Origin of the sequence: Microbacterium sp. 13-71-7 (assembly GCF_002257455.1) — a bacterium.
Taxonomy (GTDB): Bacteria; Actinomycetota; Actinomycetes; order Actinomycetales; family Microbacteriaceae; genus Microbacterium.
In genome coordinates, this window is sequence record NZ_NCKN01000123.1 from 1 (window position 1) to 12,281 (window position 12,281).

Annotated in this window: 12 protein-coding genes; 6 read left to right on the top strand and 6 right to left on the bottom strand. The window is 71.5% G+C overall.

Going from position 1 to position 12,281, the window contains the following annotated elements; translation table 11 throughout:
• The first annotated feature begins 21 nt into the window (after positions 1-21).
• Positions 22-504, top strand: a complete 483-nt coding sequence (locus B7X32_RS12555; protein ID WP_045273462.1) for a CarD family transcriptional regulator — start codon at positions 22-24, stop codon at positions 502-504.
• 71 nt (positions 505-575) lie between these two features.
• Here B7X32_RS12555 and B7X32_RS12560 read toward each other — a convergent pair whose 3' ends face one another.
• The 4 genes from B7X32_RS12560 to B7X32_RS12575 all read right to left on the bottom strand — a co-directional run bounded on the left by B7X32_RS12560 (position 576) and on the right by B7X32_RS12575 (position 3,754).
• Positions 576-1,394, bottom strand: coding sequence for an ABC transporter permease (locus tag B7X32_RS12560; protein WP_292720016.1), 819 nt, complete (start codon positions 1,392-1,394; stop codon positions 576-578).
• Complete coding sequence (locus tag B7X32_RS12565; protein WP_292720018.1) at positions 1,391-2,419, bottom strand: ABC transporter ATP-binding protein; 1,029 nt, start codon at positions 2,417-2,419, stop codon at positions 1,391-1,393. The genes B7X32_RS12560 and B7X32_RS12565 overlap by 4 nt, the downstream gene beginning before the upstream one ends.
• A 95-nt stretch (positions 2,420-2,514) precedes the next feature.
• Complete coding sequence (locus tag B7X32_RS12570) at positions 2,515-3,408, bottom strand: permease prefix domain 1-containing protein (RefSeq protein ID WP_292720021.1); 894 nt, start codon at positions 3,406-3,408, stop codon at positions 2,515-2,517.
• 4 nt (positions 3,409-3,412) lie between these two features.
• Positions 3,413-3,754, bottom strand: a complete 342-nt coding sequence (locus B7X32_RS12575; protein ID WP_045273464.1) for a PadR family transcriptional regulator — start codon at positions 3,752-3,754, stop codon at positions 3,413-3,415.
• Positions 3,755-3,853: 99 nt separating this feature from the next.
• Here B7X32_RS12575 and ispD point away from each other — a divergent pair, with 99 nt between their 5' ends.
• The 5 genes from ispD (at position 3,854) to B7X32_RS12600 (ending at position 9,595) form a co-directional block, all read left to right on the top strand.
• Positions 3,854-5,065, top strand: a complete 1,212-nt coding sequence (ispD, locus tag B7X32_RS12580; protein WP_292720025.1) for a 2-C-methyl-D-erythritol 4-phosphate cytidylyltransferase — start codon at positions 3,854-3,856, stop codon at positions 5,063-5,065.
• Positions 5,066-5,175: 110 nt separating this feature from the next.
• Entirely contained in the window at positions 5,176-6,153 is a 978-nt protein-coding gene (locus B7X32_RS12585) for a zinc-binding dehydrogenase (protein WP_292720027.1), read from the top strand.
• Positions 6,154-6,251: 98 nt separating this feature from the next.
• Positions 6,252-7,664, top strand: coding sequence for a cysteine--tRNA ligase (gene cysS / locus B7X32_RS12590; protein WP_292720030.1), 1,413 nt, complete (start codon positions 6,252-6,254; stop codon positions 7,662-7,664).
• Entirely contained in the window at positions 7,657-8,682 is a 1,026-nt protein-coding gene (gene rlmB, locus B7X32_RS12595) for a 23S rRNA (guanosine(2251)-2'-O)-methyltransferase RlmB (RefSeq protein ID WP_292720032.1), read from the top strand. The genes cysS and rlmB overlap by 8 nt, the downstream gene beginning before the upstream one ends.
• Positions 8,683-8,953: 271 nt before the next feature.
• Positions 8,954-9,595, top strand: a complete 642-nt coding sequence (locus tag B7X32_RS12600; RefSeq protein WP_292720035.1) for an NAD(P)H-binding protein — start codon at positions 8,954-8,956, stop codon at positions 9,593-9,595.
• A 167-nt stretch (positions 9,596-9,762) separates the two neighbouring features.
• Here B7X32_RS12600 and B7X32_RS12605 read toward each other — a convergent pair whose 3' ends face one another.
• Positions 9,763-11,067, bottom strand: coding sequence for a DUF4032 domain-containing protein (locus B7X32_RS12605; protein ID WP_292720038.1), 1,305 nt, complete (start codon positions 11,065-11,067; stop codon positions 9,763-9,765).
• A gap of 81 nt (positions 11,068-11,148) precedes the next feature.
• Complete coding sequence (gene ugpC, locus B7X32_RS12610) at positions 11,149-12,252, bottom strand: sn-glycerol-3-phosphate ABC transporter ATP-binding protein UgpC (RefSeq protein WP_292720040.1); 1,104 nt, start codon at positions 12,250-12,252, stop codon at positions 11,149-11,151.
• Positions 12,253-12,281 lie beyond the last annotated feature (29 nt).

Sequence of the window (12,281 nt, forward strand, 5' to 3'; positions counted from 1 at the left end):
TTGCCGAAAGGACACGACTTTATGCTTTTTGAGGTTGGTGAGACCGTGGTCTATCCGCACCACGGCGCCGCGACGATCATCGAGGTCAAGGACCGTGTGATCAAGGGGGAGACCAAGAAGTACCTGAAGCTCAACGTCACGCAGGGAGACCTCATCATCGAGGTGCCTGCGGAGAACGTCGACCTGGTCGGCGTTCGCGATGTGATCGGCCAAGAGGGACTGGATCGAGTGTTCGAGGTGCTGCGCGCCCCGTTCACCGAGGAGCCGACCAACTGGTCGCGCCGCTACAAGGCGAACCTCGAGAAACTCGCCTCCGGCGATGTGATCAAGGTCAGCGAGGTCGTCCGCGACCTGTGGCGCCGCGATCAGGACCGCGGGCTGTCCGCGGGTGAGAAGCGCATGCTGGCCAAGGCCCGTCAGATCCTCACCTCCGAGCTCGCGCTCGCGGAGAAGACCGACGAGGAGAAGGCCGGAGCGCTGCTCGACGAGGTCCTCGCCTCCTGAGTTCCGCAGAAGAAGGGGTGGATGCCATCGCATCCACCCCTTCTTCGCGCCCGCGGCGAGGCCGTGACGCGTCAGATCGAACGCTGGTAGCCGCGGATCGCGCTCAGCGCCCAGGCGAACGCGAGCGCCGCGAGCACGACGAGGCCACCGGCCTGCCACCATCCCTCGGCCGGGTATGAGCCGCTGAGACCGCCGCGACCGAGCTCGACCGCCCAGGTCATCGGATTCCACCGGGAGACGTCCTGCACCCATTCCGGCATGGCCGGCGCGGGCATCATCGTCGTCGACAGGAACGTCGCGGGCAGCACGATCAGCTGCGACAGGCTGATGAGGGCGATCTGGCTGCGCGAGAGGAGCGCGACCGCCGTCGAGGCGCAGCAGAAGATCGTGGCGAGCAGCGTCGCGACGCCCAGCGCGACGAGCATGCCGCCGATGCCGCCGGGGTAGCGCGCACCGCCGAGCCAGCCGATGCCGAGGACCACGAGCGATTGCAGGACGTTGATCACGAGCTGCTGCAGGAGCTGCCCCGCGATGATCGACGAGCGCTGCAGCGGCGACGTCAGGTACTGGTCCATGACGCCGGAGTCGATGTCGTCGATGTAGCCCGTGCCGGCCCACGCGCCGGAGTACAGCACCGTCATCATCAGGATGCCGGGGACCAGATAGTCGATGTAGCCGTGTCCGCCGAACTGCGGCAGGGCGCCCAGCGTGCGGAACACCTGCCCGAACAGCAGGATCCAGATCACGGGCTGGATGAGGCTCATGACGGGGCCCCAGGCCTGCCGGATCGAGACGATCGACCAGCGGCGCAGCACCTGGCCGGTCTGCGTGAACCAGCCGGGACGTGCGGGGGTGAGGACGGGGGCGGGGGAGAGGGCGATCGCGCTCATGCGGCGACTCCTTCCGTGAGGGCGGCCGCGGGGGCGTCGCCGAAGGTGTGGCCGACGAAGTGCAGGTACACGTCGTCGAGGGTGGGGTGGGATGCCGCGACCTGGCCGTAGCGGATCCCCGCGCCGTCGAGCGCCGCGATGACCGCGCCCACCGCGGAGGCGGCGTCGTCCGTGCGGGCGACGAGCAGGCCGTCGACGCCGGCCGCTTCGACGAGCACGTCGCGCAGCCCCGGCACGGGCGAGACCGCGGCGCGCACGGCGACCGGATCCGGCTCGATGAGCGTCACGCGGACCGCGTCGCCGTGCAGCGCGGCCTTGAGCGCGTCCGGTGTGCCCTGGGCCACGGCGCGTCCTCGGTTCACGAGAAGCAGCACGTCGGCGAGCCGGTCGGCCTCCTCCATGTAGTGCGTGGTGAGCACCACCGTGAGAGCCTCCTCGCCGGACAGGCGCCGGATCTCGGCCCACATGGCCGCACGGGCTTCCGGGTCGAGGCCCGTGGTGGGCTCGTCGAGGAAGAGCACCTGCGGGCGGTGCACGAGGGCCGCGGCGACGTCGAGGCGCCGCCGCATCCCGCCCGAGAAGGTGCGGACGGGCCGGCGGGTCGCGTCGTCGAGACCGAACTCGGTCAGCAGCCGCGCGGCGCGCGCCCTGGCATCGGAGCCGCCGAGGCCGCGCATCCGTCCGGCGATCTCGAGGTTCTCGGTCGCCGTGAGGTTCGGATCCGTCCCCGTGCCCTGCGAGACGTAGCCGATCGCCGCGCGCACGTCGCCCGGGGCGTCGGTCACGTCGTGTCCGGCGACGCGGGCCCGGCCCGCGGTCGCCCGGGACAGGGTGGTGAGGATCTTGGTGGTGGTGGACTTGCCGGCGCCGTTCGGGCCGAGCAGTCCGAAGACGCGTCCGGGCGGAACCGCGAAGCTCAGGCCGTCCAGGGCGCGGACGGCGGGGCGGCGACCGCGGCCGCGGTACTCCTTGACGAGGTCTTCGGCGACGATCGCGTCGCCGTCGATGCGCTGGTGTGCGGGCATGACGGACATCCCTTCCGTTCTGAGGGTTTCTCTGTGTTGTGGGGGAGGGCGGGTCCGGTCTCACCGCGGTGAGCGCGCCGGATCCGCCGGACCGGTCAGCGGCGGTCGCTGCTGCGCGGTGCGAAGAGCATGCGTGCCAGGAGCAGCATCATGGCGGCGAGGCCTCCGATGAAGGGGACGGGCGCCCACCACCAGCCCACCGTGAAGACGAGCACGACGATCACGGCGAGTGTGAGGAACCAGATCACCGCCGTGTAGATCCCGAAGCGGGCCGCGGTCTCCGGCTCCGTCTCGAAACGGTTCGGCGGCATCTGCACGATGGCGCCGCGGGTCCAGGCCTTGTGCCGATTGGTCTGGGTCGCCCCGAGGTAGGAGAACAGCGCGAGGGATCCGACCAGGAGCACGGCCGCGAGGATCACCAGCCAGAGCTGGTCGACGGCGAGCGCGAACCCGCCGCCGAGGCCGAGCGCGAGCAGGGTCCCGGCGGTGGCGAGGCCGAACCCGACGGCCCTGGGCGCGGGCAGCGGGTGGTTCGTCGTGGTCTCCTGCAGCAGCGCGTCGCCCGTGACGATGCCGAGCGCGATCGCGACGACGGCGCCGAGCCCCGCCACCGCGAGCGGTGCGGCGGGATGCACGAGCAGCACGACGAGGAGGATTCCGGCGAGGGCTGCGGTCGCGATGAGACTGAGCAGCACAGTCCGCACCACGAATCCGGGCTTCGGGCGCACCCGGTTGCGGGCCGTGAGCGCTTCCCAACCGGGCGTGTGCGCGGAGCCGGCGGAGGGTTCGTCCTCGAGCAGGGCGCGCACGTCGCCGAGTTCGGCGATCGCCCGCTGCGCGGCTTCGGCGGGGGAGGCGCCCGCGGCGACCAGTTCGTCGACCTGCGCCGCGATGTTCGCGCGGATCTCCTCCTTCAGGTCCTGTGCGGCCGGAGTCATCTCGATGCCGGCGAAGGCCTCGTCCAGGAGACGGTGGATGTCGGTGTTCATGTGCTCAGTCCTTCGCGTCCAGAAGCGTGTCGATCACGCGGCGGGTGGCGACCCAGGCCGCGACGTTGCGCCGGTACACCGCGCGGCCCGCGTCGGTGATCCGGTAGTACTTGCGACGGCCGCCCTGCGTCTCGTCGCCCCAGTAGGACTCGACCAGCCCGTCCTTCTCCAGACGGCGGTAGGTCGCGTAGAGGGTGGCCTCCTTGATCTCGTGATCCCCTCCGGTGGCGTCCCGGATGGTCTTGTAGATCTCGAAGCCGTAGCGGTCGCCACCGCGGAGCATGCCGAGCACGATCGTGTCGGTGTGCCCGCGCAGGAGGTCCGCGGAGAAGGCGTCATCGTTCATGTCAAGTACTGTATCAGATCAAGTACTCGTTCACGCAAGGTTTTTGTGCGAGAGGATCCGCACGAGGGGGAGCGGAGGATCCGGCGCTAACGTGAGAGCGTGAACGACCTCCGCACCCCGCTCGCGCGCGCCGCCGTGATCATCGTGGCCGCCGGCTCCGGCACCCGGCTCGCGGCGGGGGCGCCCAAGGCGTTCGTGCCGCTCGGCGATCGCACGATCCTGGAGCATGCGCTCGACGGCGTCTTCGCCGCGGCCCCCGCCCAGGTGATCCTCGTCGTGCCCGCCGGGCGCGAGGCCGAGGTCTCGGCGATCACGGGCGACAGGCCCGTCCTCGTCGTCGCCGGCGGCGACAGCCGGCAGCGCTCCGTGGCCGCGGGGCTCGCGCTGCTCGCCGACGGCATCGACGCCGTGCTCGTGCACGATGCCGCCCGCGCACTCACCCCGTCCGCGCAGTTCGCCGCGGTGGCGACGGCGGTCCGTCCCGGCATCGGCGTGATCCCGGCGCTGCCGGTCGTCGACACGCTCAAGCGTGTGCACGGCGAGGAGGTCGTCGCCCCGGTGGACCGCGCAGAGCTCGCCGCCGCGCAGACGCCGCAGGGCTTCCCCCGGGATGCGCTGGTGGCCGCGTACGCCCAGGCCGCGGACCAGGGCGTCGAGTACACCGACGACGCGGCGCTCTTCGCGGCCGCCGGGGGAGCGGTGCGACACGTCCTCGGATCCGAGGAGGCCTTCAAGATCACCACCCCGCACGACCTGGAGCGCGCCCGCATGATCCTCTCGTCCTCGACGCCCGAGCCCCGACCGGCCCCGCATCCGGTCGCCGGACCCGTGGCCCCCCGGATCGGCATCGGCACGGATGTGCACGCCTTCGCCGCGGGCGGCACCCTGCGCCTCGCCGGGCTCGACTGGCCGGGCGAGCCCGCGCTCGAAGGGCACTCGGACGGCGACGCCGTCGCGCACGCGATCGTGGATGCGCTGCTCGGGGCGGCGGGGCTCGGCGACATCGGCCAGCACTTCGGCACCGCGCACCCCGAGTACGCGGGCGCGCACGGCGATGTGTTCCTCGCCCGCACCGCCGAGATCCTCGCCGAGGCCGGGTTCGCGATCGGCAACGTCTCGGTGCAGTTCCAGGGCAATCGCCCGCGGTTCAGCGCTCGTCGGAGCGAGGCCGAGCAGGCGCTGTCGACGGCGCTCGGCGGGGCGCCCGTCGCGGTCTCCGCCACCACCACGGACGGGCTCGGATTCCCGGGGCGCGGCGAGGGCATCGCCGTTACGGCTGTGGCACTCGTGCATCGGATCGCCGAGAGCTGAATACGTAACCGTAGGGATCCTCCGGATTCGCTGCCGGCCCCTTGCGCACGTGCTTACGCTGGATGATGCGGACGCCCGCACCCCGCAGACGTCGCAGAGAGGTCATCGTCATGCGCGCACTCGTTCACTCCTCGTTCGGGGATCCCGCCGAAGTCCTGTCCGTGCAGGACGTGCCGTCGCCCGAGCCCGGTCCGGGGCAGGTGCGACTGCGGGTGCTCCTGGCCACCGTGCACAACCATGACCTGCTGACCGTGCGCGGCCTCTACGGCTACAAGCCCGAGCTGCCCGCCCGCTCCGGCACCGAGGCGGTCGGGGTCGTGGACGCCGTCGGCGAGGGCGTCGACGCCGCCCTCCTCGGCCGCAGGGTCACCGTCGGCGGCGCCTTCGGCGCGTGGGCGGAGTTCGTGCTGGCCCCGGCCGCGGGGCTCATCCCGGTGCCGGACGACATCCCGGACGAGCAGGCCGCGCAGCTCGGATCCATGCCTTTCAGCGCCATCAGCGTGCTGGACTCGCTGGGCCTCGCGACGGGCGACTGGATGATCCAGAACGCGGCGAACGGCGCCGTCGGACGCATGGTCGCCCAGCTCGGCGCGGCCCGCGGCTTGCACGTGGTCAGCCTGGTCCGCCGTGCGGAGGGGATCGCGGAGCTCGAGGCGCAGGGCGTGCGGAACGTGGTCGCGACGGATGCGGAGGACTGGCAGGACCAGGTGCGCGCGCTCACCGGCGGCGCCGCGATCCGCGCCGGCATCGACTCCGTCGGCGGGGACGCGAGCGGTCAGGTCGCGGCGATGCTCGGCGAGGGCGGTCTGCTCGTCGTGTTCGGCGCGATGGCGTCGCCGACCATGCGGATCTCCTCGGGCGACGTGATCTTCAAGCAGCTGACCGTGCGCGGCTTCTGGGGGTCGAAGGTCGCCGCGGCGATGCCCGCCGACCAGCGCGGTGCGCTCTTCGGAGAGCTGCTGCAGCGCATCCGCGAGGGCGTGCTCACCCTTCCGGTCTCCGCGGTGCTGCCGTTCGAGCGGGTCGCGGAGGCGTCGGAGGACAACCTCCGCGCCGGGCGCGAGGGCAAGATCCTGCTCCGTCCCTGAGCGCAGCCGGATCCCGGGGCGGGAGCGCGCGAGCGGCGCGCGCGATCGCCCCGGAAACCCGCCGCGGTCTCGCAGGGGCGCCCCGGTAGGCTTGAGCGGTGACGATCCGCCTCCATGACACGCGCGCGCAGGAACTGCGCGACTTCGTTCCGCTCGACCCCTCGAACGTGACGATGTACGTGTGCGGACCCACGGTGCAGTCCGGCCCGCACATCGGGCACGTGCGGGCGGCGCTGAGCTTCGACCTGCTGCGGCGCTGGCTGCAGCTGCGCTACGGACGCGTCACGTTCGTCCGCAACGTCACCGACATCGACGACAAGGTGCTCGCGAACGCGACCGATGCCGAGCAGTGGTGGGGGCTCGCGTACCGGATGGAGCAGGAGTTCTCGGCGGCGTACGCCGCGGTAGGGATCCTGCCGCCCACCTACGAGCCCCGGGCGACGGCGTCGATCCCGCAGATGCAGGAGCTCATCGAGCGTCTCATCGAGCGCGGCCACGCCTACCCGGCGGCCGACGGATCCGGCGACGTCTACTTCGACGTGCGCAGCTGGCCCGCCTACGGCGAGCTCACGCGCCAGTCCGTGGACGCGATGGAGGCCGCGGAGGACGCGGATCCGCGCGGCAAGCGCAACCCGCAGGACTTCGCCCTGTGGAAGGGGTCGAAGCCGGGGGAACCGGCCGATGCGACCTGGGCGTCCCCCTGGGGCGCCGGGCGTCCCGGCTGGCACATCGAGTGCTCCGCCATGGCGCGGCGCTATCTCGGCGCCGAGTTCGACATCCACGGCGGCGGTCTCGACCTGCGCTTCCCGCACCATGAGAACGAGCTGGCGCAGTCGACGGCGGCCGGTGACGCGTTCGCCCGGTACTGGGTGCACAACGGCCTCGTGACGGTCGACGGGCAGAAGATGTCGAAGTCGCTCGGTAACTTCACGCTCGCCGCCGAGGTGCTCGGACGGCACGACCCGCTCGTGGTGCGCTACGCGCTGGCCGCGGCGCACTACCGCTCGAGCCTGGACCTCTCCGACTCCTCGTGGAGCGAGGCCGAGGCGGCGCTGGGCCGGATCCGCACGTTCCTGGAGCGGGCGCAGCGCACGGTCGGCGGGCATGGAGGGGCGGCGATGGGATCCCTTCCCGCCGCCTTCGTCTCCGCGATGGACGACGACCTCGGCGTGCCGCAGGCGATCGCCGTGCTGCACGAGACCGTGCGAGCCGGCAATGCCGCTCTCGACCGCGGCGACGCCGACGAGGTGCGCGCCGCGCTGAGCGCCGTGCGCGCGATGACCGGCGCGCTCGGCATCGATCCGTTCGCGCCCGAGTGGCAGTCGTCCGGATCCGACACGAAGACCACCACCGCGCTGGATGCGCTCGTGCAGGCGATGATCGCCCAGCGCGCGCAGGCCCGCGCGGACAAGGACTGGCCCGCCGCCGACCGCATCCGCGATGCGATCGGTGCGGCGGGCATCATCCTGGAGGACACTCCAGACGGAACTCATTGGAGTATCGATGGCTAAGCCGAGCAGGCCCGGAGCGGGCAACAGCAAGAAGAAGGGCGCCACGAAGGGCAGCGGCGGCAACGGCCGCAAGGCTCTCGAGGGCCGCGGCAACACCCCGAAGGCCGAGGACCGCGCCTGGCACGTCGCCGGCAAGCGGAAGGCGGCGCAGGAGCGCTACGCCGCCGCGGGCGGCAAGGGCCGCCCCGGTGCACGATCGGGCGCGGGGCAGAAGCCGCAGGGCGGATCCAACCCGAACCGTCGCGTGTCCTCGTCGTCGGCCTCGAACGACACCGAGACCGTCACCGGGCGCAACTCGGTGCTCGAGGCCCTGCGCACCAAGATCCCCGCCACCACGATGTACATCGCGCAGCGCGTGGAGATGGACGACCGCGTCAAGGAGATGCTCGCGATCGCGCGGCACCGCGAGATCCCCGTGCTCGAGGTCACGCGTCAGGAGCTGGACCGCATGGCCGGCTTCGACGGGGTGCACCAGGGCGTCGCGCTCAAGGTGCCGCCGTACGAGTACGCGCACCCGCAGGACCTGCTCGAGGAGGTCATCGACCGCGGCCAGACCCCGCTGTTCGTGGCGCTCGACGGGATCACCGATCCCCGCAACCTCGGCGCGATCATCCGCTCGACGGCCGCGTTCGGCGGCCACGGGGTGATCCTGCCGCAGCGCCGCTCGGCGAGCGTGAACTCCGCCGCGTGGAAGACCAGCGCCGGAGCCGCGGCCCGCATCCCGGTCGCGCTCGCCGCGAACCTCACGTCCATGCTCAAGGAGTTCAAGAAGCAGGGCGTGTTCGTGCTGGGCCTCGACGGCGGCGGCGACGTCTCGCTGCCGGCGATCGAGCTCGCGGACCGGCCCGTCGTGATCGTGGTCGGATCCGAGGGCAAGGGGCTCTCGCGCCTCGTCACGGAGACCTGCGACCAGATCGTCTCGATCCCGATCTCGGCGGCGACCGAGTCGCTCAACGCCGGTATCGCCGCCTCGGTCGCGCTGTACCAGGTCTCGACCGTCCGCGCCGCGAAGGGCTGACCTCGCCGCGGATCCGCACGGCGCTGCGGACGCGCCGTGCGGACGGCCGTGGACGCCGTGCGGACCCTGAGCGCGCCGTGCGGTTCTTCGGGCGGGCCCGTGCGGTTCTTCGGGTGCGCAGGGTTCGCCGTATGACCCTCAGCGCAGCGGGTTGACCGGACGTGCACATCCGTGCAGGATCCGGCCGATGCGGAATAGTGTGCGGCCGCGGATCCTTGCACCTCCCGTACCCGGTGCAGAAACGACCGGGATGGGAACGGAAGGAACGCGCATGGCTCGCATCGTCGTCATCGGAGGGACCGGCTACGCCGGTCGTCACATCGTCCAGGAAGCCGCGTCGCGCGGGCACGAGGTCGTCTCGATCTCGCGCTCCGAGCCGTCGGCCCCTGTGGACGGCGTCACGAACGTTCAGGGCTCGGTGACCGACCTCGACACCCTGGGCGACGTATTCGAGAACACGGACGTCGTCGTGTCCGCGCTGTCCCCGCGCGGCGACATGGAGAACGCGGTGATCCCCGCCCTGACCGCACTGGTCGACAAGCTCAGCGGCACCGGAACGCGCGTGAGCGTCGTCGGCGGCGCCGGCGGCAGCCTGTCCGCGCCCGGCGGCCCGCGCCTGATCGACCTCGACTTCCCGGACGAGTACCGGCACGAGGCGCAGGTCGGCATCGACTCCCTCGCCCTGCTGCAGAACGCCGACGCGTCGCTGGACTGGTTCTTCGTGCACCCGGCCGAGGTCTTCGGCCCCTGGGCCGAGGGCGAGCGCACCGGCTCGTACCGCGACGGCGGCGACGTGGTCGTGCGCGACGCCGACGGCAACTCGACGATCTCCGGCGCCGACTTCGCGATCGCCGTCGTGGACGAGATCGAGAACGGCAAGCACCGCCGCGAGCGCTTCACCGTCGGCTACTGACCCCCTCCCGCACTGATCTGACCCCGAGACTCCATCTCCGCGACGAGACTGCACTCAAACACTGCATTCTCGTCGCCCAGATGGAGTCTCGCGGTCGATAGGGGCGGCGAGAGGGCAGGGTGCTCGACCGGGGTGCTCGACCGGGGGGGGGGCGACCCGGGGCGGGGTCAGACGAGGTCGCGCCAGTCGATGTCGGGATCCTCGTCTTCGACGGGGACGGATCCGGTGATCACGGGCAGCGACATGGTCTCGGTGGGCGGGCCCATGATCGTGGCCTCGTCGCGGCGATGCCGCAGCACGTCGTTGATGTACGAGGTCAGCACCTCGGCGAGGGGCACCGACCGTCCCTCCGCCTGCGACATGTACCAGCGGTGCTCGAGCACCTGGTGGAACACCTCGGCCGGCTCGAGCTTGGCGCGCAGGTCATAGGGGATCGCGCGCACCACGGGCTCGAACACGCGCGTGAGCCACTCGTGCGCGTACATCTCCTCGTCCGCCCACTGCTTGGTGGAACGGGCGCGGAACTCGTCCAGGTCGTTCAGCAGCCGCCGGGCCTGGTTCTCCTCGACGTCGAGGCCGGTGAGGCGGATGAGGCGGCGCTGATGGTGACCGGCGTCCACGACCTTCGGCTCGATCTCCACCCTGGTGCCGTCGGCGGTGGTCTGGATCGACATCTCGCCGATGTCGAAGCCGAGCGCGTTCAGCCGCTCCACGCGCTCCGTGATCCGCCAGGCCTCGCCCGCGGCGAACGACTCGTGCGCGGTGAGCGCCGCCCACAGGGAGCGGTACGACGACACGATGCCGTCCGCGATCGCGACCGCGTCCACCCCGTGCTCGAGGCGTCCGCCGGCGGCCAGATCCAGGATCTCCCCTGCGATGTTGGTGCGCGCCAGATCCAGGTCGTAGGAGCGTTGGCCGTCGGTCAGCCCCTCCTCGTGCAGCTCCCCGGTCTCGGCGTCGACGAGGTAGGCGGCGAACGCCCCGGCGTCGCGGCGGAACAGCGCGTTCGACAGCGACACGTCGCCCCAGTAGAAGCCGACGTTGTGCAGGCGCACGAGCAGCAGCGCGAGCGCGTCGACCAGGCGGGTGGCGGTGTCCGGCCGCAGCACCCGCGTGAACAGTGCGCGGTAGGGCATCGAGAAGCGCAGGTGCGAGGTCACCAGCGCCGCGGGCAGGGCCTCGCCCTTGCCGTCGGTGCGACCGGCGATCACCGCGACCCGGGAAACGCACGGCACGTCGAGACGCGCGAGGTTGCCCAGCATCTCGTACTCGCGGCGCGCCATCTCCTCCGTGGTCTCCTTCACGGCGACGACGGATCCGGACAGATCCGCGAAGCGCACCAGATGGCGGGAGAGGCCCTTCGGCAGCGAGACGATCACCTCGGACGGCCACTTGGACAGCGGCTGCGACCAGGGCAGCGACAGCAGTCCCGGATCCACGGCGCTCGCGGTGATGGTCAGCGCGTCCTTCAACGGTGCTCCTCGGGGGATCGGCGGGGAAGACGACGACGCGGCGCGGGGGAGAACCCCCGCGCCGCGTCGATCAGACGGTGATCAGGAAGCGGCGATCGGCTTCTTGTTCAGGCGCTCGCCCGACTCGAGGTCGAAGGCGTGCGCGTGGCCCGGGTTCGCCGCGAGCGTGACGGTCTCACCCGCGTTCGGGTGGTTGCGGCCGTCGACGCGCGCGACCAGGTCGGTGCGCTTGCCGTTGATCTCGGTGTGGCCGTAGAGGTAGCCGTCCGCGCCGAGCTCCTCGACGAGGTCGACGACGACCGAGAGGCCCTTGCCGTCGGCCGGGCCGACCGTGATGTCCTCGGGGCGCACGCCGATCGTGACCTGCGAGCCCGTGGCGCCGCTGACCGTCTCGCGGTCGAGCGGGACGACCTCGGAGCCGAACTGCACGCCGCCGTCCGCGAGGTCGGAGGTGAACAGGTTCATCGCGGGGGAGCCGATGAAGCCGGCGACAAAGACGTTCTGCGGGTTCTCGTACAGGTCGCGCGGCGATCCGACCTGCTGCAGCAGACCGTCCTTGAGCACGGCGATGCGGTCGCCCATGGTGAGCGCCTCGGTCTGGTCGTGCGTGACGTAGACGGTGGTGACGCCGAGACGGCGCTGCAGCGAGGCGATCTGGGTGCGGGTCTGGACGCGGAGCTTGGCGTCGAGGTTCGACAGCGGCTCGTCCATGAGGAACACCTGGGGCTGGCGCACGATCGCGCGGCCCATGGCGACGCGCTGACGCTGGCCGCCGGAGAGGGCCTTCGGCTTGCGGGTCAGGTAGGGCTCGAGGTCGAGGAGCTTGGCGGCCTCGAGGACGCGGGCGGCGCGCTCCTCCTTGCCGACGCCGGCGATCTTGAGCGCGAAGCCCATGTTCTCGGCGACGGTCATGTGCGGGTACAGCGCGTAGTTCTGGAACACCATCGCGATGTCGCGGTCCTTCGGCGGGACGTCGGTCACGTCGCGCTCGCCGATGAGGATCCGGCCCGCGTTGACCTCTTCGAGGCCGGCGAGCATGCGCAGGGAGGTGGACTTTCCGCAGCCGGAGGGGCCGACCAGAACCAGGAACTCGCCGTCGGCGATCTCGATGTTCAGCTTGTCGACCGCGGGGCGGGTGCCGCCGGGGTAGAGCCGGGTGGCCTCGTCGAAGGTCACAGTTGCCATTGTCTTCTCCTTCACCGGCAGGTACGTGC

Coding starts and splice junctions, on each gene's coding strand:
- B7X32_RS12555 (WP_045273462.1), top strand. CDS start 22: ATGCTTTTTGAGGTTGGTGAGACCGTGGTCTATCCGCACCACGGCGCC.
- B7X32_RS12560 (WP_292720016.1), bottom strand. CDS start 1,394: ATGAGCGCGATCGCCCTCTCCCCCGCCCCCGTCCTCACCCCCGCACGT.
- B7X32_RS12565 (WP_292720018.1), bottom strand. CDS start 2,419: ATGCCCGCACACCAGCGCATCGACGGCGACGCGATCGTCGCCGAAGAC.
- B7X32_RS12570 (WP_292720021.1), bottom strand. CDS start 3,408: ATGAACACCGACATCCACCGTCTCCTGGACGAGGCCTTCGCCGGCATC.
- B7X32_RS12575 (WP_045273464.1), bottom strand. CDS start 3,754: ATGAACGATGACGCCTTCTCCGCGGACCTCCTGCGCGGGCACACCGAC.
- B7X32_RS12585 (WP_292720027.1), top strand. CDS start 5,176: ATGCGCGCACTCGTTCACTCCTCGTTCGGGGATCCCGCCGAAGTCCTG.
- rlmB (WP_292720032.1), top strand. CDS start 7,657: ATGGCTAAGCCGAGCAGGCCCGGAGCGGGCAACAGCAAGAAGAAGGGC.
- B7X32_RS12600 (WP_292720035.1), top strand. CDS start 8,954: ATGGCTCGCATCGTCGTCATCGGAGGGACCGGCTACGCCGGTCGTCAC.
- ugpC (WP_292720040.1), bottom strand. CDS start 12,252: ATGGCAACTGTGACCTTCGACGAGGCCACCCGGCTCTACCCCGGCGGC.